We start from the raw sequence: 24,206 nt of genomic DNA, 5'->3' as shown, positions 1-24,206 counted from the left end.
CCTCAGGCCCGTACTTCGCGCTCGCGCAGGCCCTTGGGGTCGATGACCTCGCGGATCAGCCGCAGCTCCTCGGTGGTCGGCTCGCGCGTGTACGGGACCTCCTCGGCGACGGCCAGTTCGAAACCGGTGGCCGCCCGGACCTGCTCGACCGTGACCCCCGGATGCACGGACGCGAGCCGCATGCAGTGGCCGGGGCCGGAGAAGTCGAAGACGCCCAGATCGCTGACCACCCGCGGGAGCCGGTGGAAGCGGGTCACCCCGGCCGCCTCCGCGCGGTCGTGGCCCACCCCGCAGACCATGTCGACGCGCTCGACGAAGACCCGGGTGGAGTGCTTGGGGATCCAGTAGCTCACCGGGTTGTTCAGGGTGTTCGCCGGAGCCCCGCGCACCCCCAGGAGCTGACGGGCCGGCCGCTCCCAGTCCCCGATGCAGGAGATGTTCTGGTTGCCGAACCGGTCGATCTGGCTGGCGCCCATCATCACGTGCCGCCGCCCGCCGGTGACCATCGTCAGGTGGCGCCGGTACGGGAGCCAGCCCTCGGCCGTGCCGTCGAGCCCGACGAGCATGGCCTCGCCGTCGGTCAGCAGCAGGTCGGGGGAGAAGGTCCGCTTGGCCAGCCGCGCCCCGAAGGAGGGCACGAGGCCCATCGGGCTGGCGAGCACCTCGCCGTTGTCGCGCCAGGCCTCGGCGCAGGCGATCACGCAGTACTCCGCACGGCTCGTCACTGCTGCTCCTCGTGCCAGGCCCGGACGGCCCGTTGGTAGTCGTGCTCGCCCGCGCCGGACAGGAAGCGCTCGGCGAACTCGGGCCAGGGGGTGGTCGCGTACAGCTTCTGGAAGGGCTCGTCGCGCCCGTAGTCGGGGACGCAGGAGGTGAAGTGCGCCCCGTTCGGGGTCTCGACGACCCCGGTGACGGAGTGCCGGCTGACCAGGAGGGACTGCGGGGGGCCGGACTTGGAAAGCTCGGCGGTCTCCACGAGCTGCTCGCAGGAGACGTACGCGGCGTCGGCGGCCTCGCAGAACAGGTCGTCGAAGTACGGGTCCGGGCCCAGGTACTGGGCGTTGCCGAGCCGGTCGGCGCGGTTGAGGTGGACCAGGGCGGCGTCCAGGCGCAGGGCCGGGACGGCGACGAACTCCTCGCCGTCGGCGTAGGGGGAGGTGACGGTGCGCAGCTCGGGGTTGACCCGCATGACGTCGGAGCCGAGGCCGGCGCGGACGGGGAGGAAGGGGAGCCGGTTCGCGGCGGCGTGCAGGCCCCACATGAACATGGCCTCGTCGAGCTCGGTGAGGGTGAAGGCGGCGCGCTCGCGGGCGGCCCGGAAGTGCGGCTCCAGGGGGATGGAATCGAGCGTCGCGAAGGGGGCGACGAGCTTTCGGATCCGGCCCGCGGCGGCGAGCAGCCCGACGTCGGGGCCGCCGTAGGAGACCACGGTGAGATCGGTGATCTCGGAGCGGAGCAGTGCCCGCACCAGGGCCATGGGCTTGCGCCGGGACCCCCAGCCGCCGATGCCGATGGTCATCCCGCTGCGCAACTGCCCGACCACCTCTTCGGGGGTCATGCTCTTGTCCGTCATGCCGTTCCTCCCTGTCCCTTCCCGAAGGTGTCGCGGACCCGGTCGGCGACGCCGCTGAGGTTGGCCTCGAAGGTGAACCCCTGCTCGAAGCGGTAGCTGCGGCGTACGTCGACGGGGTCGATGCCGTTGATGGCCGCCTTGGCCAGCCTCAGCAGGTAGCCGTCCTTCTTCGCGATCTCGGCGGCGAGCTCCAGGGCGGCGGGGCGCAGTTCCGCGCGCGGGACCACCTTCCACACCGAGCCGTGGGCGTGCAGTTCGGCGGCGGTCGCGGTGCGCGAGGTGTAGTAGAGGGTGCGCATCAGGTGCTGGGGGACCAGGCGGGCCAGGTGGGTGGCCGCGCCGAGCGCGCCCCGGTCCAGCTCGGGCAGCCCGAAGGTCGCGTCGTCGGAGGCCACGATGGCGTCGGCGTTGCCGACCAGGCCGATGCCGCCGCCCAGGCAGAACCCGTTCACGGCCGCGACGACCGGCACCTCGCACTCGTAGACGGCGGCGAAGGCCTCGTAGCAGCCCCGGTTGGCACCGATCAGCGAGGCGTGGCCGGTGTCGCGCTGCATCTCCTTGATGTCGACGCCGGCGTTGAAGCCGCGGCCCTCGGCGGCCAGGACGACGCACCGGGTCTCGGGGTCGCGGCCGGCCGCGCGCAGCGCGTCGGCGAGGTCGTACCAGCCCTGTACGGGGAGCGCGTTGACGGGCGGGAAGTCGACTGTGACGAGTGCGATGCCCTTGTCGGGGCTGGAGGTGGAGACACCCATGAGCGGATCAGCTACCTTTCCACCAAACATTTGTTAGGTGAGGAAGGTAGCAGCCGATGGAGCTCAACGGGAGGGTTGTCGTCGTCACCGGCGGAACCCGGGGCGTCGGCGCCGGGATCGCGAAGTCGTTCCTCGCGGCGGGGGCCCAGGTCGTGGTCTGCGCCCGGCGGCCACCGGACGCGCCGGTGGCCGCCGGGGGCCGCGAAGCCTCCTTCACGGCCGTCGACCTGCGCGACCCGGCCGCCGTGCAGGGGTTCTTCGAGGCCGTACGGACCCGGTACGGGCGGCTCGACTGCCTGGTGAACAACGCGGGCGGGACCCCGTACCGGCTCCTGGGGGAGGGCGGGGCGGAGCGGCACGCACGGGTCGTCGAGCTCAACCTGCTCGCCCCGATGACGGCCTCGCTGGCCGCCTACCCGTGGCTGCGCGAGGCGGGCGGCTCGGTCGTGATGATCGGCAGCGTCAGCGGCACCCGGCCCTCGCCGGGCACGGCGGCGTACGGGGCGGCGAAGGCGGCCCTGGAGAACCTGGCCCGCTCCATGGCCGTGGAGTGGGCCCCCGAGGTACGGGTGAACTCGCTGGTCCTGGGCATGGTGCGGACCGAGCTGTCCCACCTGCACTACGGGGACGAGGCGGGCATCGCGGCGGTCGGCGCGACCGTCCCGCTGGGGCGGCTGGCCGAGCCCTCCGACGTCGGCGACGCGGCGGTGTTCCTCGCCTCCGACCGGGCGGCGTACGTGAGCGGGGCGAGCCTGCTGGTGCACGGGGGCGGGGAGCGCCCGGCGTTTTTGGATGCGGCAACTGTGAACAGGGAGAGCTGACATGGGCATTGCTGAAGGCCGGGTGGTCATCGTGACGGGCGCGGGGCGGGGGCTGGGCCGGGCCCACGCCCTGGCCTTCGCGGCGCAGGGGGCCCGGGTCGTCGTCAACGACCTCGGCGTCGGCCTCGACGGGCTGCCGGGCCCGGACGGCCCGGCGGCGCAGGTCGTCGCCGAGATCCGGGCGCTGGGCGGCGAGGCCGTGGCGCACGGCGGGGACATCGCGACGACCGAGGGCGCGGCCTCCCTCGTGGCGGCGGCCCTCGACGCCTACGGCCGGCTCGACACCCTGGTCAACAACGCGGGCTTCCTGCGCGACCGGATGCTCGTCAACCTCGACGAGGACGACTGGGACGCGGTGATGCGGGTCCACCTCAAGGGGCACTTCCTGCCGCTGAAGCACGCGGCGGCCTGGTGGCGGGCGGAGGCGAAGGCGGGCCGCCAGGCGGCGGCCCGGGTCGTCAACACCTCCTCCGGGGCAGGGCTGCTGGGCTCCGTGGGACAGGGCAACTACAGCGCGGCCAAGGCGGGCATCCTCGGCATGACCCTGGTCGCCGCCGCCGAGATGGGCCGCTACGGGGTCCAGGTCAACGCCATCGCCCCGGCGGCGCGGACCCGGATGACCGAGCAGACCTTCGCGCAGACGATGACGGCGCCGGCCGCGGGGGAGTTCGACGCGATGGCCCCGGAGAACGTGTCCCCGCTGGTGGTCTGGCTCGGCTCCGACGCCTCGGCCGGGGTCACCGGCCGGGTCTTCGAGGCGGAGGGCGGCCGGATCACGGTGATGGAGGGCTGGCGCCCGGGCCCCACCGCCGACCGGGGCGCGCGGTGGACCCCGGCGGAGGCGGGGGAGGCGGCGGCGAAACTCCTCGCGGCCGCCGAGCCGCCGCACCCGGTGTACGGGGCGCGCTGACGGCCTGACCGGGGGAAACCGGGGGAAAGGCGCCGGGCCCGGCCCCCTGGCGAGGGGTCGGGCCCGGATCCCTGACTCGTGCGATGAGGTATCACTACCCACTGCGTCCACTCACTGAACCGCAGTAACCCGGAGGTGTCTGCGCGGGAGTGCGTTCAGGAGAGCTTGCCGCCGTAGTCCGGGAGCTTGACGGTGCGTTCGGCGTGGCCGCCGACGAGGTCGCTCTCGTTGTTGCCGATGTTCGCGATGATCGTGTAGCCGCGCGCCTCGATCTCGGCCCGCTTGGCCGTCTTGTACGCGCTGACCTGGCCGAACAGCGCGGGCAGGTCCCGGACGTAGAGCCCCGAGACCGGGTAGCCGACGGCCTTGAGGTTGCGCTCGGTCAGGGAGTACACGATCCCGGGCCGGGCGGTGACGAAGAAGATCGCCACCCCGCGGTCGTTCGCGTACCGGGTCAGCTCGCGCACCTTGGCGATCGCGGGGGTCGGGAAGGTCCAGAACCAGTGGAAGTCCGTCTCCAGCGACGAGTTGTCGATGTCGAGGACGATCGCGGGCCGCTCACCGGCCGGCGCGGCGGCGATGCGCGCCTCGATCGCGGGGCGCGCCGCGTCGATGACGGTGGCGACGTCGCGCTGCCAGGTGGCGTAGTCGATGCCGAGGATCGCGGCATTGCCGCCGGGGGCGGATGCGCTCGCGCTCACCCCGGCAGGCGTGGCGGCGGGGGCGGCCTGGGCGGCGGCGGCCGGGACCAGCGCCAGGACGGCGGTCGCGGCGGCCACGGCGGTGGCGGTGCGGGTCGAACGGGTGCGGCGGGTGCTGCGCATGGGGGGACGCTCCTCGGTCACATTGGCATGTACGCGACCAGAGTGGACAGTGATCGCCCCCATGTCTACTGGCTGGTAAGTAACTTTTCGTGGCCGGGTGGTGAACCCCCGCTACGTATCGCATTCCAGGACGGTGCGGCACAGCCCGCACCGGGCCCGGACGGGGCCGCGCACCGGCAGGCGCAGGCGCTGCTCGCACACCGGGCAGGGGAAGCTCACCCGCAGGCCGGCGCCGTGCCCCTCGAAGCGGTACGCCGCTGCGCTCCCGGGGGCGGAGGTGGCGGGCCCGGCGGACCCGGCGGTCGCGGCTGCCCGGCGGTCCCTGGCGTAGCGGCGGCGCTCGGTGCGGCCTGCCGCGGCCAGCGGAGCCCGGCGCAGGTCCCGGGCGGCCAGTGCGCGGCCGCGCACGTAGGCCTCGTACGCCTGCGGGCTGGTGAACCAGGCGGAGAGGTCCTCGCCGAACAGGCTTCCGCGCTTGGCCAGGACGTAGCCGAACTCCTCCGGGGTGAGGTAGCCGAGCTTCTGGTGGGTGAGCGCGTCCTCGCGGTAGGCGTCGAGCAGCAGCCAGCCGGCGCCGAGGTAGGCGGCGGCGGTGTCGGTGAGGATCTCGTCGGCCGCGGTGGTGGGCAGGCGCAGATCCAGCCGGTGCAGCAGGACGTGCGTGACCTCGTGGGCCAGCGCGGCGGCAAGGTCGCGGCGGTGGGTGCGGAAGCGGTCGTTGACCTCGATGAAGTACTCCGGTCCGGCGGCCAGTTCCACGGTCGCCGCCTCCGCCATCGGCCGGAAGCCGACCACCATGCGGGCGTCGGGCAGCCGCAGCGCGCGGACCATCGCGGAGGCCACCCGGTGCGCGCCGAGGTGGAGGTCCTCGGTGTCGTCGAAGGCCGCGTCGGCGGGGTCGAAGGGGGCCGCGTAGGCGAGGACGCCCTCGTAGGAGAGCCGCCGCAGCAGTGTGGTGATCGAGGCGCGTACGGCGTCCAGGTGTGGAAATCCGTGCTGGATCGGGCTGTTGTGCCTGCTGTTCTGCGTCATACGGGCCTCCCCGCGGCAAACCCTGGCGCCGGCGCCCGAAGTTGTCCGAAAACGCGTTCTTGTTCTCCCTCGCGTGGGCGGTGTGACATGGACGCGTCATTTACCCGATGACGCGCACGGCCCAACCCCCCACGAAAGGCAGTGTGTCGACTGTGTCCACCCTTGCCCGATTCCTCAAGCGCACCCTCGCCGTCGGAGCCGTCGCCCTCGCGGCCGTCAGCCTCCAGCCCGCGGGCGCCACGGCATCCCCCGTACCCGTCGTCGGCGGCACCCGCGCCGCCCAGGGCGAGTTCCCCTTCATGGTCAGGCTCTCCATGGGCTGCGGCGGCGCCCTCTACACCCAGCAGATCGTCCTCACCGCCGCGCACTGCGTCAGCCGCTCCGGCAACAACACCACCATCACCGCCACCGCCGGAGTCGTCGACCTCAACAGCTCCAGCGCCATCAAGGTCAAGTCCACCAAGGTGCTCCAGGCCCCCGGCTACAACGGCACCGGCAAGGACTGGGCCCTGATCAAGCTCGCCAAGCCGATCAACCTGCCCACCCTCAAGATCGCCGAGACCAAGCAGTACGACAACGGAACCTTCACCGTCGCCGGCTGGGGCGCCACCCGCGAGGGCGGCGGCCAGCAGCGGTACCTGCAGAAGGCCACCGTCCCCTTCGTCTCGGACGCCGACTGCCAGGGCGCGTACGGCAGCTCCCTCGTCCCCAGTGAGGAGATCTGCGCCGGCTTCCTGGACCAGGGCGGCGTCGACACCTGCCAGGGCGACTCCGGCGGCCCGATGTTCCGCCGCGACAGCGCGAACGCCTGGATCCAGGTCGGCATAGTCAGCTGGGGCGAGGGCTGCGCCCGGCCCGACTACCCCGGCGTCTACACCGAGGTCTCCACCTTCGCCGCCGCGATCAAGAGCGCGGCCGCCGGCCTCTGAGCCCGTCTCGTCCTTCCGGCCCCCGAGATCCGGGCCGGAAGGACGAGGTGCCGTGCCCCGAACGTACGTAGGGTCTGATGCAGTACCGCGAGGCTGGAACACCGCTGTCCCCGCCTCGCAACACCCCTCCGACGGCCCGCGGTGCGGTTGCGGGCCGACGCGCGCGCAGGTCCCATGGGAAGAACCCACCGGGTGGGGAAGCGCAGGCAGCGGGCGACAGTGGGGCAGGCAGCGCATGACGATCAGAGTGGTCATCGCGGACGACCAGGAAATGGTCAGGACCGGATTCCGGATGATCCTCGAAAGCCAGCCGGACATCGAGGTCGTCGCCGACGTCATCGACGGTGAAGCCGCGCTCGCGGCCGTCGCCGCGCACCGGCCGGACGTACTCCTCCTCGACATCCGCATGCCGAAGCTCGACGGACTCGAAGTCACCCGGCGGCTCTCCGGGCAGGAAAGCCCGCGCATCGTCATCGTCACCACCTTCGACCTCGACGAGTACGTCCACGCCGCACTCCACGGTGGCGCGTCCGGCTTCCTCCTGAAAGACGCGAGCCCGGCCATGCTGGTTGAAGCGGTCCGGGCGGCGGCCGTCGGCGACTCGCTCGTCTCTCCCGCCATCACGGTCCGGCTGCTGCGCGAAATGGCACCCCGCATCCCCGCCGCCCAGGCCGCCCGCCGCCCCGTCGAACCCCTGACCGACCGGGAACGCGAGGTCGTACGCTGCCTCGCGCGCGGCCTGACCAACGCGGAGATCGCGGGCGAGCTCTTCGTCTCCCTCTCCACCGTCAAGACCCACCTGGCCAACGTGCAGGCCAAGCTGGACGCCCGCAACCGCGTCGAGATCGCCGCCTGGGCCTGGGAAAGCGGCCTGGCCGCCAGCCCGGCGTGACCCCCGCCCCCACCGGTGCTCCCGGCCGGCCCCTGCCCCGGCGCCGCCGTGCCCGCGCGCCCGGCGGCGCCGGCCGAATCCGACCCCGCCGGCGCCCGAGGCGCGGGGCCCCGGGCGAAGCCCCAGCAACGGGGCGCGCCGCGACCCGCCCCGGCCGGCCCCGCGCGGGTGCGGCCCGCGCCGCGGCAGCCCGACCGGCAGTGGCCCGACTCGGCTGGGCCCGCCCCGGCTCGGCCCCAGTGGGCGCGCCCCGCGTGGGTGCGGCCCGTACGGCGGCGCCCCGCCCGGGCTCGGCCCGCCCGGCAGCTGCCCGCCCCGGCTCGGCCCCCGCAGGTGCGCCCCGCGTGGATGCGGCCCGTGCGGCGGCGCCCCGCCCGGGCTCGGCCCGCCCGGCAGCTGCCCGCCCGGGCTCGGCCCCCGCAGGTGCGCCCCGCGTGGGTGCGGCCCGTACGGCGGCGCCCCGCCCGGGCTCGGCCCCCGCAGGTGTGCCCCGCGTGGGTGCGGCCCGTACGGCGGCGCCCCGCCCGGCAGCTGCCCGCTCGGGCTCGGCCCCCGCAGGTGCGGTCCGCGTCGGGGTGGCTCGTATCCCCGCAGCTCCCCGCAGGGGGACCCGCGGCGCGGTGGCCCGTACCTCCACAGCCCCCCGCAGGGGGACCGGCGGATGAGTCCGCTCGCGACGTGGGCGCGGCGGCATCCGCAGGCCGCGGACTGGATTCGGCTGCTGCTCTCCCTCGTCCTTCTCGCGCTCGTCACCTTCGAAGGCGTCGTCCTCGCGCGCCAGCCCAGCGCGCCGCACGCCGCCGTGTGGGTCTCCGGCATCCTCGTCTGCCTCAGCGCAGCGCCCTGGCCCGGCATCCCCCTCCTCGGCCGCGCCTGGTTCGCCGCCACCGTCACCTGGACCGCGACCCTCCTCCTCGTCTTCGGCAACCACCCGATCGTCGTCTGGGGCGGCGGTGAGGCCATCGCCCTCCTCGTCCTGCTCTCCCAGGTCCTGCTCCGCGCCCCCGCCCGCACCGCCGCCGTCCTCGGCCCGCTGCTCGGACTCGGCTGCATGGCCGTACCCGTCCGGGACACCGACCCCGGCCGGTTCACGCTGCTCTTCTCCGTTTTGACCGTCGTCGTCGGCGCGTACTCGCTCCTCCTGCGCCTCCAGTCCGTCCAGCGCGTCCGCGACCTGCGCGCCGTACGGACCGCAGAACGCCTGGAACTGGCCCGCGAGCTCCACGACCTCGTCGCCCACCACGTCACCGGCATCGTCGTCGAGGCACGCGCCGCCCGGTTCACCAAGGTCTCCGCCGAGCGCGCCGAGGAGATCTTCGGCCGCATCGAGACCGCCGGCGACGAGGCCCTCGGCTCCATGCGCCGCCTCGTCAAGATCCTCCGCGAGAACGACGGCGCCGGCGCCGCGACCGCCCCCGTCGCCGGCCTCGCCGACATCCGCGTACTCGCCCAGCGCTTCGCCGTCACCGGGCCGCCCGTCGTCCTCTACATCCAGGAGGACCTCGCCGAACGGCTCCCCGCCCACGTCGCCGCCACCGCCCACCGCATCGTCCTCGAAGCCCTCACCAACATCGGCAAGCACGCCGCCACCGCCACCGCCGTACGGATCGGCCTGCGTACCGTCCCCGCCGGCCTGGAGGTCCGCGTCGCCGACGACGGCGGCCGCCCCGCCAAACTCTCCGACCAGGCCCGCGGCGGCGGCTACGGCCTCGCCGGCATGGCCGAGCGCGCCGAGGCCCTCGGCGGCTCCCTCACCGCCGGCCCGGCCCCCGAAGGCGGCTGGCTCATCACGGCGATCCTCCCGCTGTAGGGCCTGTCCGGCGGCGGAGGAGGGGGAAGCGCACGCTCCGGGGCGGGTTCCGGCCAGGTTCCGTCTCACTGGCCGACTGGCCGAGGAACCAGCGCGGACCTCCGCGTATTCTCGGGGACCATGAACAACAGCGACATCGACGAGAACGCCGCCGCCGAGCTGGTGCGCCTGCGGGACAGCATCGACAACATCGACGCGGCCGTGATCCACATGCTCGCCGAGCGCTTCAAGTGCACGCAGCAGGTCGGCTACCTCAAGGCCCAGCACCACCTGCCCGCCGCCGACCCGAGCCGCGAGGCCCGGCAGATCGCCCGGCTGCGCGAGCTCGCCGAGAACGCCAAACTCGACCCGGCCTTCGCCGAGAAGCTCCTCAACTTCATCATCGCCGAGGTCATCCGCCACCACGAGACGATCGCCGCCGGCGAAGAGTAGTCCCCTGGGGCCCCGCGCCGTTTTCCGGCAGCATGAGCCCCATGTCCGCATTGACGCGCAACGAAGCGCAGCTCCGAGCCCAGTTCCTCGACGTCCGGCACTACGCCGTCGCCCTCGACCTCACCGGCGGTGAGGAGACCTTCGACTCCACCACCGTCATCCGGTTCGCCACGCGCACCGCCGGCGACACCTTCGTCGAACTGAAGCCGGACGAACTGCACTCCGCGGAACTCGACGGCAACCCCGTCGACCCGGCCACCCTCACCGGGAACCGCCTCCCGCTCACGGGCCTCACCGAAGGCACCCACGAGCTGCGGATCAACGCCCGCATGCACTACTCCCGCACCGGCGAAGGACTGCACCGCTTCACCGACCCCGCGGACGGGGAGGCGTACGTCTACACGCAGATGTTCATGGACGACGTCCAGCGGGTCTTCCCGGCCTTCGACCAGCCCGACCTGAAGGCCGTCTTCGAGTTCACCGTCACCGCCCCCGCGCACTGGACCGTCCTCGCCAACGGCGTCACCACGCGCACCGGCGAGCGCGAGAGCGACGGCGCCGGCATCTGGCAGTCCGCCGCCACCCCCGTCATCTCCACCTACCTCGCCGCCGTCGCCGCCGGCCCCTGGCACAGCATCCGCACCGAGCACGCCGGACTGCCCTTCGGCATCCACTGCCGGCAGTCCCTCGGCCCCCACATGGACGCCGACGCCCAGGAGATCCTCTCCATCACCACCGACTGCTTCGACCGCTACCACGAGAAGTTCACCGAGCCCTACCCCTTCGACTCCTACGACCAGGCGTTCGTCCCCGAGTTCAACGCCGGCGCCATGGAGAACCCGGGCCTGGTCACCTTCCGCGACGAGTTCATCTACCGCTCCGCCGTCACCGACACCGAGCGCCAGACCCGCGCCATGGTCATCGCCCACGAAATGGCCCACATGTGGTTCGGCGACCTCGTCACCCTTCGCTGGTGGGACGACATCTGGCTCAACGAGTCCTTCGCCGAATACATGGGCTACCAGACCCTCACCGAAGCCACCCGCTTCACCGAGACCTGGACCGACTTCGCCGTCACCCGCAAGTCCTGGGGCTACGACGCCGACCAGCGCCCCTCCACCCACCCCGTCGCGCCCGACCCCGACGCCGTGCCCGACACCGCCTCCGCCCTCCTCAACTTCGACGGCATCTCCTACGCCAAGGGCGCCTCCGCCCTGCGCCAGCTCGTCGCCTGGCTCGGCGAGAAGGACTTCCTCGCGGGCATCAACACCCACTTCGCCCGCCACAAGTTCGCCAACGCCTCCCTCGCCGACTTCGTCGACTCCCTCGCCGCGCACACCGACCGCGACGTCCACGCCTGGGCCGACAGCTGGCTGCGCACCACCGGCATCGACACCCTCACCCCGCGCATCGAGGAGAGCGAGGCCGGCGCCGCCGCAGGCTGGACCCTCACCATCGACCGCCGAGGCAGCCGCCCCCACCGCATCGCCGCCAGCCTCCACGACCACGCCCCCGACGGCGCCCTCGAACTGCGCGAGACCCTCGAACTCGACGTCCCGAGCGACGAGGTCCTCTCGGTGGGCGGCCGCCGCCCCGCCCTCCTCGTCCTCAACGACGGCGACCTCACCTACGCCAAGATCCGCCTCGACGAGCAATCCCTCGAAGCCGCCCTGCGCGGCCTGTCCCGCATCGCCGACCCCTCCCCACGCTCTTCGAGCGGGGGAGGCCCCATGACCCGCGCCGTCGTCTGGAACTCCCTGCGCGACATGGTCCGCGACGGCGAACTCGACCCCGAGGAGTACCTGGCCACCGCCCAGGCCCACGTACCCGCCGAGGCCGACCTCGCCATCGTCCAGGGCGTACTCACCTTCGCCCGGACCCAGGTCGCCGACCGCTACGTGGCCCCCGGGCAGCGGGCCGCGGCGCTCGCCGTCATCACCTCCATCGCCCGGGACCTGATGCGGCGCACCGAGGACGGCGCGGAACCGGGCATGCGCCTCGCCGCCGTACGCGTCTTCATCGACAGCGCCACCCAGCCCGACACCCTCACCGCCTGGCTCGCCGACGGCGCCGTCACCGGCGGCCCCGAACTCGACCCCGAACTGCGCTGGCGCATCCTCGCCCGGCTCGCCGTCCTCGGCGCCGTCGGCGAGAGCGAGATCGACGCCGCCCTCGCCGCCGACCCCAGCGCCACCGGCGAGGAAGGCGCCGCCCGCTGCCGCGCCGCGCTCCCCACCGCGCGGGCCAAGGAAGCCGCCTGGCAGCGGCTGTTCCACGACGACTCCCTGTCCAACTACCTCTTCACCGCCACCGCCCAGGGCTTCTGGCAGCCCGAACAGGCCGACCTCGTACGGGACTACGTCGCCCGGTACTACCCCGAGGCCGTCTCCCTCGCCGCCCGCCGCGGCCCCGCGATGGGCGAGGCCGCGGGCCGCTGGGCCTTCCCGGGCCACGCGGTGGACGAGGCCAACCTCCAGGCCGGCCACGCCTGCCTGGCCGCCACCGACCTCACCCCGGCACTGCGGCGCAAGCTCGCGGACCACCTGGACGACCTGGCCCGAGCCCTGCGCGTCCGCACCGCCTGACCCGACAGCGGCCGGGGCGACGACCTGCAGGGCCAGGGCGTCGCCCCGGCCGCGCTCGGCGCGGGGCGGGGCGGCGTCACGGGAGCGGGCCCGGTGCACAGCGATTCGGACAAACCCCGGCGGTTACCCCATTCGGGTCTGATCGTTGTACCGGTCGGGTGCCCGCCCCGTCGGCGGTGCAACGCCCGCCACCCGGCGGCACCGCGCCGCCACCCCGTTCCCGTGAGGACACCGCATGACCGCGCCGCCGCCCGGCCCAGGCACGCCGCCCCCGCTCGCCGGCGGCCGCGCGGGCGCCCACGCCCTGCGCCCCCTGCTCGACACCGTGCTCGACGCCCTGCACAGCGGAGCCCACGCCCGCCGCGGACCCCTGCCCGCCGGCGGCCCCGGCGCCCTCACCGCCCGCATCCAGGCCGAGCTGGGCACCGTACTCCCCGACCACGGACACGGCGACCACGAGGCACTGCGCACCCTCGTGCACACCCTCGCCGCAGGCGCCGCCGACCCCGCCGACCCCCTGTGCGCAGCACACCTGCACTGCCCACCGCTCGCCGTCGCAGCCGCCGCCGACCTCGCCGCCAGCGCCCTCAACCCCTCCCTCGACTCCTGGGACCAGGCCCCCGCCGCCTCAGCGATCGAAGCCATGGTCACCCGCGCACTGGCCGCCGAGTTCTACCCCACCCCCCACGCCGACGCCATCCTCACCACCGGCGGCACCGAAGCCAACCAACTGGCCCTCCTGCTCGCCCGCGAACGCCACGGCCCCCACCTCACCGTCCTGCACGGAACCAACGCCCACCACTCCATCCCCCGCGCCGCCTGGCTCCTCGGCCTGCCCCCCGCCCGAGCCGTCGCCGCCCCCGCCGGCACCCTCGACCCCGCCGCCCTCGCCCAGGCCCTCGCCGCCACCCCCGGCCCCACCCTCGTCACCGCCACCGCGGGCACCACCGACGCCGGACTCATCGACCCCCTCACCGACATCGCCGACCTCTGCGACCGCCACGGCAACGCCGACCTCCACATCGACGCCGCATACGGCGGCCTCCTCGCCCTCAGCCCCCGCCACCGCACCAAACTCAACGGCCTCACCCGCGCCCGTTCCATCACCCTCGACCTGCACAAACTCGGCTGGCAGCCCGTCGCCGCCGGACTCCTCGCCGTCCCCGACACCGCCCTGCTGGCCCCCCTCGCCCACCAGGCCGACTACCTCAACGCCCCCGACGACACCGAAGCCGGCCTCCCCGACCTCCTCGGCCGCTCCCTGCGCACCACCCGCCGCGCCGACGCCTTCAAAATCGCAGCCACCCTGCGCTCCCTCGGCCGCGACGGCCTCACCCACCTCATCGACCGCACCTGCGACCTGGCCGACCAGCTCGCCCGCCTCCTCGAAGCACACCCCGCCTTCGAACTCCACGCGGCGCCCACCATCAGCACCGTGCTCTTCCGCCCCACCCACGCCGACGACACCCGGCTCGCCGCCCTGCGCCGCACCCTCCTCCTCGACGGCAGCGCCGTCCTGGGCCGGGCCACCGCCGACGGCCGCCTGTGGCTCAAAGCAACCCTGCTCAACCCCCACACCACGGCAGGGGACCTGGACACCCTCGTGAACCTCCTGGAAGGCAGCGCCCACCGATGACCGCCCAGCTCGATGCACCCCACGACCTCGTCGGAATCGGCATCGGCCCCTTCAACCTCTCCCTCGCAGCCCTCGCCCACGGGCTGCCCCAACAAGGAGCGGGCGAACTCGCCACCGCCTTCTACGACCAGCGCCGCGACTTCCGCTGGCACCCCGGACTCCTCATCGAAGGAGCCACCCTCCAAGTCCCCTTCCTCGCCGACCTCGTCACCCTCGCCGACCCCGCCAGCCCCTGGTCCTTCCTCAGCTACCTCAAGCACAAGGAACGACTCTTCCCCTTCTACTTCGCCGAGCAGTTCCACATCCAGCGCGCCGAGTACGACGCCTACTGCCGCTGGGTCGCCGGCCGCCTCCCCGGACTCCACTTCGGCCACCAGGTCGACGCCGTGCGCTGGAACCCCGAACGCGACCTCTTCGAAGTCGACTTCACCCAACTCGACGCCGACGGAGAAGCCGAAGCCCTCGGCCGCACCCACACCCGCCACCTCGCCCTCGGCGTCGGCACCCAGCCCTACATCCCCGAACCCCTGCGCCCCCTCGCCGAAGCCCCCACCGTCCCGGTGATCCACTCCGCCGAGTACCTGGACAACCGCCCGCGCATCCTCGGCGCCGACCACGTCACCGTCATCGGCTCGGGCCAGTCCGGCGCCGAGGTCTTCCTCGACCTGCTCCGCTCCCGCCCCGCCGGCCGCGAACGCCTCACCTGGCTCGCCCGCACCCCCTCCTTCGCCCCCATGGAGTACTCCAAGCTCGGCCTGGAACACTTCACCCCCGACTACACCCGCTACTTCCACTCCCTGCCCGAACCCGTCCGCGACCGGCTCGTCCCCGCCCAATGGCAACTCCACAAAGGCATCGACGCCGACACCATCGCCGCCATCCACGACGAGCTCTACCGCCGCACCCTCGACGGCGGCTGGCCCGACGCCGTCCTCACCCCCGGAGTCAGCGTCCGCACCGCCGGCCGCGTCGCCACCACCAAGGTCGAACTCCACCTCGAACACGTCGAACAGGGCACCCGCTCCCGCCTCACCACCGACGCCGTCGTCCTCGCCACCGGCTACCAGGAACGCCCCCTCGGCAGCCTCCTCGCAGGCCTCGACCCCTACCTGCGCAAGGACTCCTCCGGCCGCCCCCGCATCGACGACCGCTACCGGATGATCACCGACCCCGCCGTCACCGGCAGCATCTTCGTCCAGAACGGCGAACGCCACACCCACGGCGTCGGAACCCCCGACCTCGGCCTCGCCGCCTGGCGCAGCGCCGCCATCCTGAACACCCTCACGGGCAAGGAGCCCTACCCCCAGCCCACCCGCACCGCCTTCACCACCTTCGGCCTCGAACAGCGGGAACACACCCGGCCCCGGCCGGCCGGCGAACTGCTCCCGCTGGTCGAGCACCCGTAGCGCCGCGGCCGTGCGCCGCGCCTAGAACACCGGAACCCCGGCCCGCGTCAGACGCCAGTCCACCGACGCGAACTGCGCCGGATCGATCGTCCCCTTCGCCTTCACCCACTGGATGATCGTGTTACGTATCTCGTCCGAATTCGCCCACACCTGCCGGGCCTGGGGCACATGCGGGAAGTTCCCGCCACCCGAAGCCCGGTAGTTGTTCACCGCCAGCACGAACTGCGCCGCCGGATCCACCGCCTTCCCCTGGAAGGACAGCCCCGTGATCCGCGAACCCGCCGGCTGCGCGATGTCGATGTCGTACGTCAGCCCGTACACGGCGTCGTAGTTGTAGTCCGGCGTGCCCTCCGCGTTCGTCAGCTTCGCCGGATCCACCACATCACCCGGCGCGGTCCGCACGTAGTACCTCGCCGAGTACTCCAGATACGCCTTCACCTGCGCGCCCGTCATCAGCCGCGCCTCCAGCGTGTTCTCGAACGGGTACAGCCCCGCCGCGTCCTTGAGGGTCACCCGGCCGGCCGGGATCGCCGCCGTCCGCGAGAAGCACGACGCCTGCGACAGCACCGGAAGCGCCGCCCACTCCGTACCCGCCAGCGCGCCCCTGACCGTCTCCGCCTGCACATGGTTGATCAGGTCGATGATCGCCACGTCCTTGACCGGACCGTCGGCCGAAGTCATCGCCTGCGTCGACGTCCCGATCACCTGGTTGACGTACGCCACGACCTTGCCGTGCTCGTCCGACAACAGCCGCGTGATCTTCGGGTCCTCGGCCGCGGTGTTCGAGTTCAGCACCCGCGCCGAGACCTTCGCCACCGACCAGCAGCCCTTGGCCCACGTCAGCTCGAAGTCGAACAGCGTCAGGCGCTGACCCCACTTGAGCGGCTCCGACAGGACCACGTCCTTGCCCGTCGCCTTGTTCTTCACCCGGTACTCCGGGATCTCCGTGTGCGCGTGACCCACCAGGATCGCGTCGATCCCCGGGACCTGCTCCGCCACCAGAGCCGCCGCGTTCTCGATGTACGGCAGCTGGTCCCCGTACGAGGACGTCCCGCTCGACCCGGAGTGCGCCGACACGATCACCACGTCCGCACCCATCGAGCGCAGCCGCGGAACGTACTTCGCCGCCTGCTCCTCCAGCCCCGGGAACGTCATCTTCCCCTGCACATTGGCCTTGTCCCAGATCGCGATCCCGGGATTCGTCAGCCCCAGCACCGCCACCTTCACATCCCGCCCGTGCGGGGTGCGCAGCCGGTGCATGCTGTACGGCGCGAACGCCGGCCGCTGCGTCTTCGCATCCAGCGCGTTGGCCCCCAGCAACGGGAAGTCGCACTGCTCCTCGAACTTCCGCAACACCGGAATGCCGTAATTGAACTCGTGATTGCCCAGCGCCGCCGCGTCATAGCCGATCGCGTTCATCGCCTGGGCCATCGGATGCACCGGACCCCGACGCGCGGTGATCGGGTCCACCTTCGCGTAGTAGTACGACAACTGCGTGCCCTGAATGGTGTCACCGGCATCGATCAGCAGCGTATTGCGCCGCCCCTTCTCCGCCCGCACCTGATTGACCAGGGTGGAGATCTTCGCCAGACCGACGTCGTTGTGCGCCTTGTCGTCGAACTCCTTGTCCGTGAAATAGTCCCAGTTGAAGACATTTCCGTGCAGATCGGTCGTACCCATCACCGTGAACGCGTACGTACGCGGCCCGGCAACCCCCGACACCGGCTGCGCGGAGGCCGGGGTGCTCGTGGCCCCCGCCAACGCCACTGCCGCCCCGGTCGCAGCCGAAGTGCCCAGAAAAGTCCTACGGTCGAACGCCATGCCATCTCCCCTTTTGAGGCGTGAACAACGCGCGTAGATTCTGACCCACGGGTAACAAGCAGCAACACCCCCGTCAGGTTTCGATCCGATGACCACACCCGAACGGGCGACGGTGCGAGAGTGAAGCCATGACCCAGGACACATCGCACCAGCCCTACGGAACCCCCGAAGTACCCCGCGTCGCAGTCCGCGGCGAAGCCCGCCTCGAAGTCGACCCCGAAATCGCCCGCATCGGCATCACCGTCAGCGCCCGCGGCACCGACCGCCGCACCGCACTCGAAGACCTCACCCGCCGCAACAACACCGTCCTCGACCTCGTCAAGAGCTACGGCGACCCCGTCGAAAAGATCGAGACCGGCGCCTTCTCCATCAGCCCCGAACTCACCCGCCACGGCCGCGGCGAACGCATCCGCGCCTACCACGGCCGCGTCCACATCACCGCCGAACTCAGCGACTTCACCACCCTCGGCGAACTCACCACCCGCCTCGCCGACCTCGAACTCACCCAGGTCGACGGCCCCTGGTGGGCCCTGCGCCCCACCTCGCCCGCCCACGGCGAAGCCCGCCGCCAAGCCGTACTCGAAGCCGTCCAACGCGCCCGCGAATACGCCGCCGCCCTCGGCGCCGACCTCGCCGCCCTCGTCGAACTCGCCGACCTCGGCGCCGAGAACGCCCTCCCCTTCCAAGCAGCCCCCGCCGGCGGAATGCGCACCATGGCCTTCAGCGGCACCGAGGAGGCCGGACCCCCGCCCCTCGACCTCGAACCCCAGCGCCAGACCGTCTACGCCCAGGTCAACGCCCGCTTCACGATGACCCCGCCCACACTCTGAAAGCCCGAACAAAACAGCACCCCGGGGGTGCTCATCAGAGCACCCCCATGCACATTCAACAATTGTCAACAACCTTTTTCCCAAAGGTTGTTGAGCGGACACCCGGAACCAATTTCCTACCGCCTGGTAGGGGCATACGCTCGCCCCATGCGACGAGCGAAAATCGTATGTACCCTGGGCCCCGCCACCGACTCATACGACCAGATCAAAGCCCTGGTCGAAGCCGGAATGGACATCGCCCGCTTCAACCTCAGCCACGGCAGCTACGCCGAACACGAGGAGCGCTACCAGCGCGTACGCAAAGCCTCCGACGAAACCGGCCGCAGCGTCGGCATCCTCGCAGACCTTCAAGGCCCGAAGATCCGCCTCGGCCGCTTCCGCGAAGGACCCGTACTCCTTGAACGCGGCGACGAGTTCACCATCACCGTCGAAGACCACGAAGGCGACCGCCACACCTGCGGCACCACCTACAAGGGCCTCGCCGCAGACGTCACCACAGGCGAACGCATCCTCGTCGACGACGGCCGCGTCACCCTCCAGGTCGTAGCAGTCGACGGCCCCCGCGTCCGCACCATCGTCGTCGAAGGCGGCATGGTCTCCGACAACAAGGGCCTCAACCTCCCCGGCGTCGCAGTCTCCGTACCCGCGCTCTCCGAAAAAGACATCGAAGACCTCCGCTGGGCCCTGCGAACCGGCGCCGACGTCATCGCCCTCTCCTTCGTCCGCAGCGGCAGCGACATCGAAGACGTCCACCGCATCATGGACGAAGAAGGCCGACGCCTCCCCGTCATCGCCAAGATCGAAAAGCCCCAGGCCGTAGAGAACATCGACGACATCGTCGCCGCCTTCGACGGCATCATGGTCGCCCGCGGCGACCTCGGCGTCGAAATGCCCCTGGAACAAGTCCCCATCGTCCAGAAGCGAGCCGTCAAACTCGCCAAGCGCAACGCCAAACCCGTCATCGTCGCCACCCAGATGCTCGACTCGATGATCGACAACTCCCGGCCCACCCGCGCCGAAGCCTCCGACGTCGCCAACGCCGTCATCGACGGCACCGACGCCGTCATGCTCTCCGGCGAGACCAGCGTCGGCAAATACCCCGTCGAAACCGTCCGCACCATGGCCCGCATCGTCGAAGCCGCCGAAGAAGACATCCTCGCCAAGGGCCTCCCACCCCTGACCGACCGCAACAAGCCCCGCACCCAAGGCGGAGCCGTCGCCCGCGCCGCCGCCGAAATGGGCGACTTCCTCGGCGCCAAATTCCTCGTCGCCTTCACCCAGAGCGGAGACACCGTCCGCCGGCTCTCCCGCTACCGCTCACCCATCCCCCTCCTCGCCTTCACCCCCGACGCCTCCACCCGCTCCCAGCTCAACCTCACCTGGGGCGTCGAAACCTTCCTCGGCCCCCACGTCGACTCCACCGACGCCATGGTCGACCAGGTCGAGGAAGAACTCCTGCGCATCGGCCGCTGCATCCCCGGCGACATCGTCGTCATCACCGCCGGCTCACCCCCCGGCGTCACGGGATCCACCAACCTCGTCCGCGTCCACCACATCGGCGACGCCGTCCGCTGACCCACGTACGGGACGCACCGCGTCGGGCAGCCCGACCAGCCCGACGCGGTCCCCCCGCACCCCCCGCACCCCGCACCCCCCACACCCCGCGCACGCACTACCAGCCGAAGCGCCGATCGACCACGGCCGCGAACTCCTCGAAGGTCAACACCGCATCCCCGTTCGCATCGGCCGCATCGAACAGCGCCGACGACGCGTCCACGTCCCCCACACCCCAGAACGGCAGATCCCCACGCGCAGCCAGCGTCGGCCCCTTCGACCGCAGCGCGGAAATCACCTCCACCCGGGTCAGCTCACCGTCCTCGTTCAGATCGAGCGCATCGAACAGCTTCCGGGCCTTCTCACTCATCACGCGGTCCCCTCTTCCATGTCGGTCTTGACCGCAACCTAACCTGAGGCCATCCGGTCATCGCACGAAGACCGGGGAACACCCCGAGGACGGACCGGATGACCGACCACGCATGCGAACACCGCCCGGGCACCTGCCGACTGCCCGAACCCTGGATGTGCGACGTCTTCCGGGTCGACGGAAGCCTCCGCGACATCACCGTCCAGGACACCGACGACACCCACTGGAACCAGGTCCTGCGCCACCTCGGCGCCACCGCCGACGCGCTCACCTGGCACGACGGCGACGCGGGGCGGGACGTCGACGGGAACGCCGCCGTGGCTGCGCTGGCCGCGATGGACGAGCGCTATACGGCGAGCCTCTCCAGCCGCTGGGGCCGGACCCGGATCACGGCCCACCTGCCCGTCGACGGCATCGAATTCTCCCTCTGGCCCGACGACATCGAGGACGGGGCGCACGTCGCCGACGTGGTGCGCTTCCTGACCGAACTGGGCACGGTCTGCGGCCGCCCGGCCGTCCTCACCGCCGAGACCGCCACCCGCCACCACGAGCTGCCGCCGCTGATGACCTACGACCCGGCCACGGGGACCGTCACCCACCTCTCGAACTAGTACTTCGGCCCGATGTGGGCGTCCATGAGGGCGACGGAGTCCTTCCGGGCGATGGAGACGTTGAACGGATCGCTGCCCCGGGCCAGGACGGTCCAGTGGACCCCCACCTTGGTGAGCGTGTCGGTGCAGAGCCTGCGGATGTCGTCGGACTTGTTGGTGAAGAAGTACCGCGGGTACTCGTAGCGCTTGGGCTCGCCTCCGACGAGACGGGTGGTCCAGTTGGTGATCCGGCACCCGTCGGAGTGGATGAGCCCTCGGATGAACTCCCAGGGGTAGGCCTCCAGGATCTGTTGTTGCCAGATCTCGAGCGTGATGCGCCGCTCGTGCTTCCTGCCCGGCCCGTGTTGGGGGAAGAGGCATACGAGGTGCTTCGAGTACACCTTGACGTCGTGGCACCCGACTTTGCGCGACCGGCAGACCTGGTTGGCCGGGAACACTCGCCGCAGTGCCTCCTCGGCGGCGTTCATGAGCCCCGGCCACTTGTCGCCGCAGGTGATCGCGAGGGTCGGTACGCGATGGTGAGAGTAGTGGCTTATGTGCCCGTCGCCCAGGTAGAGGCCCAGCGCGTAGGCGTACGCCTGCTCGTCGAGGGGGCTGCCGTCGCACCGGGGGCAATCAGGCCTGAGCCGTCCGGGGCATTCGCCGCGCTTCGCGCGATCCACGTGTTTCCAATAGCCGATCGTGCCGAGCGGCACGTTCAGTCGGCGGGCCACATCCGCATTCCTCATGCCGCCGCGCAGCAGGGAGACGGCCGTTTGTCGTACTTCAGCGCTATGGAACTCCATGACGCCACTCTGAGTGACGCGGGATGGCTGTGTGTAGCAAAAAGCGAACGTTCACGCGAAGGTGAACGTCCGCTTTTCGGACAAGTGCCGGGTGCGGGACTCGAACCCGCAAGCCCTCACGGGCAGATGTGTTTGAGACATCCGTGTATGCCATTCCACCAACCCGGCAGGGTCGCACGTCGGAGTGTACCGGGTGACCATGCGGTGGCGCTGCTAGGTAGGCTCATCCAAGCAGCACAGCCCCGCAAAGAGGAGCCGCAGTGACCGCCGAGCACGAGTCGACGCCCACGCCCGACGCCGACCAGTCGCACGTTCCGCCGCTGACGACCCGGGTCGTCATCGCCGAGGACGAGGCGCTCATCCGTCTCGACCTCAAGGAGATGCTCGAAGAAGAGGGGTACTCCGTCGTCGGCGAGGCCGGAGACGGGCAGAAGGCCGTCGAGCTCGCCCGCGAGCACCGGCCCGACCTGGTCATCCTCGACGTGAAGATGCCGGTCCTGGACGGCATCTCCGCGGCCGAGAAGATCGCGGAGGAGTCCATCGCCCCCGTGCTCATGCTGACCGCGTTCTCGCAGCGCGACCTGGTCGAGCGGGCGCGGGACGCCGGGGCCATGGCGTACCTGGTGAAGCCGTTCAGCAAGAGCGACGTGGTGCCGGCGATCGAGATGGCCGTGTCCCGCTTCGCGGAGCTGAAGGCGCTGGAGAAGGAGGTCGCGGACCTCTCGCTGCGGCTGGAGACGCGCAAGCTGGTGGACCGGGCCAAGAGCATTCTGCAGACGCAGTACGGGCTGACCGAGCCGGCCGCGTTCCGGTGGATCCAGAAGTCTTCGATGGATCGCCGGATGTCGATGCAGCAGGTCGCCGAGGTGGTCATCGAGGACGCCGAGGCGAAGAAGAAGGACGGCGGCAAGTAGGCCGCAGCAGGCCGCAGGTCCCCGGACGTGCGTGAGGCCCGCCTCCCCCCGAGGGGAGGCGGGCCTCACACGTTTTCCCGGTGCTAGTCCTCGCCGAGGTACGCCTTGCGGACGTCCTCGTTGTGGAGGAGCTCCTGGCCGGTGCCGGAGAGGACGATCTTGCCGATCTCCATCACGTGGGCCTGGTCGGCCAGCGAGAGCGCGGCCTGGGCGTTCTGCTCGACGAGCAGGATCGTGGTGCCGGTCGCCTTGAGCTCGGCGATGGTCGCCATGATCTTCTGCATCATCAGCGGGGAGAGGCCCATGGAGGGCTCGTCCAGCATGAGCAGCTTGGGCTGGCACATCAGGGCGCGGCCCATGGCGAGCATCTGCTGTTCGCCGCCCGAGAGGGTGCCGGCGGCCTGCTTGCGGCGCTCTCCCAGGATGGGGAAGAGGTCGTAGGCGCGCTGGATGTCCTTCTCGATGCCTTCCTTGTCGGTGCGCAGGAAGGCGCCGAGCTGGAGGTTCTCGGCGATCGTCAGCCGGGGGAAGATGTGGCGTCCCTCGGGGGAGTGGGCCAGCTTCAGGGCGACGATCTTGTGTGCGGGGACGCCGACGAGGGGCTGGCCGTCGAAGGTGATGCTGCCCGCGGTGGGCTTGAGGAGCCCGGAGAGGGTGCGGAGGGTGGTGGTCTTGCCGGCGCCGTTGGTGCCGACGAGGCAGACGATTTCACCTTCGTTGACCTCGAAGGAGATGCCCTTGACGGCTTCGATCTTGCCGTAGGCGACTTTGAGGTCCTCGACCTTGAGCAGTGCGGTCACTTGGCCTCTCCTTCCGTGCTGGTGGTGCTGTCCGAGGGGGCTTCCGCTTCGGCTTCGGCTTCGGCCTCCGCGTGGGCTTCGGCGGCCTCGACCTCGGCGACCTCTTCGTCGCCCGGGGCGCCCTCGAAGGGGGTGCCGAGGTAGGCGGCGATGACGCGCTCGTCGCCCTGGACCTCGGCGGCGGTGCCTTCGATGAGCTTTTCGCCCTGGACGAGGCAGGCGACGCGGTCGCAGAGGTTGAAGATGAAGCGCATGTCGTGCTCGATGACGAGTACGGCGATGCCCATGTCGCGGATGGCGAAGATGAGCTCTTCTGCGGCGCGGGTTTCCTGCGGGTTCATGCCGGCGGTGGGCTCGTCCAGGAGGATGAGGCCGGGGTCGCTGGCAAGGGCGCGGGCGATTTCGAGCTTGCGCTGCTCGCCGTAGGGGAGGTTCTTGGCGAGGTGGCCGGCCTTGTGCTTGAGGCCGATGAACTCCAGGAGTTCCATGGCTCGTGCTTCGCTGGCGGCTTCGGCCTTCTTGAAGCCGGGGCCGCGCAGGAGGGCGGACCAGAGGCCTTCCTTGGTGCGGGTGTGGCGTCCGACGAGGACGTTCTCCAGCACGGTCATGTTGTGGAAGAGCCGGATGTTCTGGAAGGTGCGGGCGACGCCTGCTGCGGTGACCTTGTGGGGTGTGGGCGGCAGGACGGTGCCCTTGTAGCTGACGGTTCCCTCGGTGGGGACGTACAGCCCGGTGAGGCAGTTGAAGAAGGTGGTCTTGCCGGCGCCGTTGGGGCCGATGAGGCCGACGATCTCGCCTGCGTTGACCTTGAGGTCGACGCCCTTGACGGCGGTGAGGCCGCCGAAGCGCATGGTGACGCCGCTGGCTTCGAGGACGGTGGTCGTCGTGGTGGTGTCGGTGGTGTTGGTGTTGTTCATCG

The 24,206-nt window shown here is 71.4% G+C and carries 23 protein-coding genes and 1 tRNA gene; 13 read left to right on the top strand and 11 right to left on the bottom strand.

What is annotated here, in order from left to right; all coding sequences use genetic code 11:
• Positions 1–2 precede the first annotated feature (2 nt).
• The 3 genes from ACZ7GJ_RS29765 to ACZ7GJ_RS29755 are packed head-to-tail and all read right to left on the bottom strand — an operon-like array spanning position 3 to position 2,325.
• On the bottom strand, positions 3–725 hold the full coding sequence (locus tag ACZ7GJ_RS29765; protein WP_470755999.1) for a CoA-transferase subunit beta: 723 nt from the start codon (positions 723–725) through the stop codon (positions 3–5).
• The gene (locus ACZ7GJ_RS29760) at positions 722–1,573 is read right to left on the bottom strand and encodes a CoA transferase subunit A (RefSeq protein WP_470755998.1); all 852 of its coding nucleotides are present in this window, start codon (positions 1,571–1,573) and stop codon (positions 722–724) included. The genes ACZ7GJ_RS29765 and ACZ7GJ_RS29760 overlap by 4 nt, the downstream gene beginning before the upstream one ends.
• Entirely contained in the window at positions 1,570–2,325 is a 756-nt protein-coding gene (locus ACZ7GJ_RS29755; protein WP_470755997.1) for an enoyl-CoA hydratase family protein, read from the bottom strand. Before ACZ7GJ_RS29755 ends, ACZ7GJ_RS29760 begins: the two co-directional genes overlap by 4 nt.
• A gap of 56 nt (positions 2,326–2,381) precedes the next feature.
• On the opposite strand from ACZ7GJ_RS29755, the gene ACZ7GJ_RS29750 reads away from it, so the two are divergent.
• Together ACZ7GJ_RS29750 and ACZ7GJ_RS29745 are read left to right on the top strand one after the other, a co-directional pair.
• Positions 2,382–3,146: an SDR family oxidoreductase gene (locus ACZ7GJ_RS29750; RefSeq protein WP_470755996.1), complete on the top strand. Its 765-nt coding sequence runs from the start codon at positions 2,382–2,384 to the stop codon at positions 3,144–3,146.
• A gap of 1 nt (position 3,147) precedes the next feature.
• On the top strand, positions 3,148–4,056 hold the full coding sequence (locus tag ACZ7GJ_RS29745) for an SDR family oxidoreductase (protein ID WP_470755995.1): 909 nt from the start codon (positions 3,148–3,150) through the stop codon (positions 4,054–4,056).
• Positions 4,057–4,211: 155 nt separating this feature from the next.
• On the opposite strand, the gene ACZ7GJ_RS29740 is transcribed toward ACZ7GJ_RS29745, so the two are convergent.
• Both ACZ7GJ_RS29740 and ACZ7GJ_RS29735 read right to left on the bottom strand, forming a co-directional pair.
• On the bottom strand, positions 4,212–4,880 hold the full coding sequence (locus tag ACZ7GJ_RS29740) for an HAD family acid phosphatase (RefSeq protein ID WP_470755994.1): 669 nt from the start codon (positions 4,878–4,880) through the stop codon (positions 4,212–4,214).
• Positions 4,881–4,991: 111 nt separating this feature from the next.
• Entirely contained in the window at positions 4,992–5,912 is a 921-nt protein-coding gene (locus ACZ7GJ_RS29735; RefSeq protein WP_470755993.1) for a hypothetical protein, read from the bottom strand.
• A 107-nt stretch (positions 5,913–6,019) separates the two neighbouring features.
• On the opposite strand from ACZ7GJ_RS29735, the gene ACZ7GJ_RS29730 reads away from it, so the two are divergent.
• The 7 genes from ACZ7GJ_RS29730 to ACZ7GJ_RS29700 all read left to right on the top strand — a co-directional run bounded on the left by ACZ7GJ_RS29730 (position 6,020) and on the right by ACZ7GJ_RS29700 (position 15,602).
• Positions 6,020–6,841: a serine protease gene (locus ACZ7GJ_RS29730; protein ID WP_470755992.1), complete on the top strand. Its 822-nt coding sequence runs from the start codon at positions 6,020–6,022 to the stop codon at positions 6,839–6,841.
• 235 nt (positions 6,842–7,076) lie between these two features.
• Positions 7,077–7,733: a response regulator transcription factor gene (locus ACZ7GJ_RS29725; protein WP_365923762.1), complete on the top strand. Its 657-nt coding sequence runs from the start codon at positions 7,077–7,079 to the stop codon at positions 7,731–7,733.
• Positions 7,734–8,394: 661 nt separating this feature from the next.
• Positions 8,395–9,543, top strand: a complete 1,149-nt coding sequence (locus ACZ7GJ_RS29720) for a sensor histidine kinase (RefSeq protein ID WP_470755991.1) — start codon at positions 8,395–8,397, stop codon at positions 9,541–9,543.
• Positions 9,544–9,663: 120 nt separating this feature from the next.
• Positions 9,664–9,975, top strand: coding sequence for a chorismate mutase (locus ACZ7GJ_RS29715; RefSeq protein ID WP_365923758.1), 312 nt, complete (start codon positions 9,664–9,666; stop codon positions 9,973–9,975).
• 41 nt (positions 9,976–10,016) lie between these two features.
• Positions 10,017–12,560: an aminopeptidase N gene (gene pepN / locus ACZ7GJ_RS29710; protein WP_470755990.1), complete on the top strand. Its 2,544-nt coding sequence runs from the start codon at positions 10,017–10,019 to the stop codon at positions 12,558–12,560.
• Positions 12,561–12,795: 235 nt separating this feature from the next.
• Positions 12,796–14,196: a pyridoxal phosphate-dependent decarboxylase family protein gene (locus tag ACZ7GJ_RS29705; RefSeq protein WP_470755989.1), complete on the top strand. Its 1,401-nt coding sequence runs from the start codon at positions 12,796–12,798 to the stop codon at positions 14,194–14,196.
• Positions 14,193–15,602, top strand: coding sequence for a lysine N(6)-hydroxylase/L-ornithine N(5)-oxygenase family protein (locus tag ACZ7GJ_RS29700; RefSeq protein WP_470755988.1), 1,410 nt, complete (start codon positions 14,193–14,195; stop codon positions 15,600–15,602). Before ACZ7GJ_RS29705 ends, ACZ7GJ_RS29700 begins: the two co-directional genes overlap by 4 nt.
• Positions 15,603–15,623: 21 nt before the next feature.
• Here the strand turns inward: ACZ7GJ_RS29700 and ACZ7GJ_RS29695 are convergent, their stop codons facing one another.
• Entirely contained in the window at positions 15,624–17,423 is a 1,800-nt protein-coding gene (locus ACZ7GJ_RS29695) for a bifunctional metallophosphatase/5'-nucleotidase (protein WP_470756042.1), read from the bottom strand.
• A 128-nt stretch (positions 17,424–17,551) separates the two neighbouring features.
• Here ACZ7GJ_RS29695 and ACZ7GJ_RS29690 point away from each other — a divergent pair, with 128 nt between their 5' ends.
• Positions 17,552–18,253 carry an SIMPL domain-containing protein gene (locus ACZ7GJ_RS29690; protein ID WP_470755987.1) on the top strand — a complete coding sequence of 234 codons (702 nt, stop codon included), beginning with the start codon at positions 17,552–17,554 and terminating at the stop codon, positions 18,251–18,253.
• 147 nt (positions 18,254–18,400) lie between these two features.
• Positions 18,401–19,828, top strand: a complete 1,428-nt coding sequence (gene pyk, locus ACZ7GJ_RS29685; RefSeq protein WP_470755986.1) for a pyruvate kinase — start codon at positions 18,401–18,403, stop codon at positions 19,826–19,828.
• 97 nt (positions 19,829–19,925) lie between these two features.
• Here the strand turns inward: pyk and ACZ7GJ_RS29680 are convergent, their stop codons facing one another.
• Positions 19,926–20,177, bottom strand: a complete 252-nt coding sequence (locus tag ACZ7GJ_RS29680) for an EF-hand domain-containing protein (protein WP_365923744.1) — start codon at positions 20,175–20,177, stop codon at positions 19,926–19,928.
• A gap of 98 nt (positions 20,178–20,275) precedes the next feature.
• Between ACZ7GJ_RS29680 and ACZ7GJ_RS29675 the strand changes: the two genes are divergently transcribed.
• Complete coding sequence (locus ACZ7GJ_RS29675) at positions 20,276–20,788, top strand: hypothetical protein (protein WP_470755985.1); 513 nt, start codon at positions 20,276–20,278, stop codon at positions 20,786–20,788.
• Here the strand turns inward: ACZ7GJ_RS29675 and ACZ7GJ_RS29670 are convergent.
• Positions 20,785–21,573: a transposase gene (locus tag ACZ7GJ_RS29670; protein ID WP_470755984.1), complete on the bottom strand. Its 789-nt coding sequence runs from the start codon at positions 21,571–21,573 to the stop codon at positions 20,785–20,787. The two genes, ACZ7GJ_RS29675 and ACZ7GJ_RS29670, sit on opposite strands and share 4 nt — an antisense overlap.
• Before the next feature lie 85 nt (positions 21,574–21,658).
• A tRNA-Leu gene (locus tag ACZ7GJ_RS29665) sits at positions 21,659–21,741 on the bottom strand.
• A gap of 92 nt (positions 21,742–21,833) precedes the next feature.
• Between ACZ7GJ_RS29665 and ACZ7GJ_RS29660 the strand changes: the two genes are divergently transcribed.
• Entirely contained in the window at positions 21,834–22,487 is a 654-nt protein-coding gene (locus ACZ7GJ_RS29660; RefSeq protein WP_365923738.1) for an ANTAR domain-containing response regulator, read from the top strand.
• A gap of 83 nt (positions 22,488–22,570) precedes the next feature.
• On the opposite strand, the gene ACZ7GJ_RS29655 is transcribed toward ACZ7GJ_RS29660, so the two are convergent.
• Together ACZ7GJ_RS29655 and ACZ7GJ_RS29650 are read right to left on the bottom strand one after the other, a co-directional pair.
• Positions 22,571–23,287, bottom strand: coding sequence for an ABC transporter ATP-binding protein (locus ACZ7GJ_RS29655; RefSeq protein WP_470755983.1), 717 nt, complete (start codon positions 23,285–23,287; stop codon positions 22,571–22,573).
• On the bottom strand, positions 23,284–24,204 hold the full coding sequence (locus tag ACZ7GJ_RS29650; protein ID WP_470755982.1) for an ABC transporter ATP-binding protein: 921 nt from the start codon (positions 24,202–24,204) through the stop codon (positions 23,284–23,286). Before ACZ7GJ_RS29650 ends, ACZ7GJ_RS29655 begins: the two co-directional genes overlap by 4 nt.
• Between the last annotated feature and the right edge of the window lie 2 nt (positions 24,205–24,206).

This window comes from Streptomyces sp. NPDC037242 (genome assembly GCF_055604165.1).
The sequence above is the reverse complement of the archived record's forward strand: the minus strand, read 5'-3'. Positions and strand labels throughout refer to the sequence as shown.

Bases quoted from the DNA above. Each gene is read 5' to 3' on its own strand.
- ACZ7GJ_RS29760 (WP_470755998.1), bottom strand. From the start codon at position 1,573: ATGACGGACAAGAGCATGACCCCCGAAGAGGTGGTCGGGCAGTTGCGC.
- ACZ7GJ_RS29755 (WP_470755997.1), bottom strand. From the start codon at position 2,325: ATGGGTGTCTCCACCTCCAGCCCCGACAAGGGCATCGCACTCGTCACA.
- ACZ7GJ_RS29750 (WP_470755996.1), top strand. From the start codon at position 2,382: ATGGAGCTCAACGGGAGGGTTGTCGTCGTCACCGGCGGAACCCGGGGC.
- ACZ7GJ_RS29745 (WP_470755995.1), top strand. From the start codon at position 3,148: ATGGGCATTGCTGAAGGCCGGGTGGTCATCGTGACGGGCGCGGGGCGG.
- ACZ7GJ_RS29740 (WP_470755994.1), bottom strand. From the start codon at position 4,880: ATGCGCAGCACCCGCCGCACCCGTTCGACCCGCACCGCCACCGCCGTG.
- ACZ7GJ_RS29735 (WP_470755993.1), bottom strand. From the start codon at position 5,912: ATGACGCAGAACAGCAGGCACAACAGCCCGATCCAGCACGGATTTCCA.
- ACZ7GJ_RS29730 (WP_470755992.1), top strand. From the start codon at position 6,020: ATGACGCGCACGGCCCAACCCCCCACGAAAGGCAGTGTGTCGACTGTG.
- ACZ7GJ_RS29725 (WP_365923762.1), top strand. From the start codon at position 7,077: ATGACGATCAGAGTGGTCATCGCGGACGACCAGGAAATGGTCAGGACC.
- ACZ7GJ_RS29720 (WP_470755991.1), top strand. From the start codon at position 8,395: ATGAGTCCGCTCGCGACGTGGGCGCGGCGGCATCCGCAGGCCGCGGAC.
- ACZ7GJ_RS29715 (WP_365923758.1), top strand. From the start codon at position 9,664: ATGAACAACAGCGACATCGACGAGAACGCCGCCGCCGAGCTGGTGCGC.
- pepN (WP_470755990.1), top strand. From the start codon at position 10,017: ATGTCCGCATTGACGCGCAACGAAGCGCAGCTCCGAGCCCAGTTCCTC.
- ACZ7GJ_RS29705 (WP_470755989.1), top strand. From the start codon at position 12,796: ATGACCGCGCCGCCGCCCGGCCCAGGCACGCCGCCCCCGCTCGCCGGC.
- ACZ7GJ_RS29700 (WP_470755988.1), top strand. From the start codon at position 14,193: ATGACCGCCCAGCTCGATGCACCCCACGACCTCGTCGGAATCGGCATC.
- ACZ7GJ_RS29695 (WP_470756042.1), bottom strand. From the start codon at position 17,423: ATGGCGTTCGACCGTAGGACTTTTCTGGGCACTTCGGCTGCGACCGGG.
- ACZ7GJ_RS29690 (WP_470755987.1), top strand. From the start codon at position 17,552: ATGACCCAGGACACATCGCACCAGCCCTACGGAACCCCCGAAGTACCC.
- pyk (WP_470755986.1), top strand. From the start codon at position 18,401: ATGCGACGAGCGAAAATCGTATGTACCCTGGGCCCCGCCACCGACTCA.
- ACZ7GJ_RS29680 (WP_365923744.1), bottom strand. From the start codon at position 20,177: ATGAGTGAGAAGGCCCGGAAGCTGTTCGATGCGCTCGATCTGAACGAG.
- ACZ7GJ_RS29675 (WP_470755985.1), top strand. From the start codon at position 20,276: ATGACCGACCACGCATGCGAACACCGCCCGGGCACCTGCCGACTGCCC.
- ACZ7GJ_RS29670 (WP_470755984.1), bottom strand. From the start codon at position 21,573: ATGGAGTTCCATAGCGCTGAAGTACGACAAACGGCCGTCTCCCTGCTG.
- ACZ7GJ_RS29650 (WP_470755982.1), bottom strand. From the start codon at position 24,204: ATGAACAACACCAACACCACCGACACCACCACGACGACCACCGTCCTC.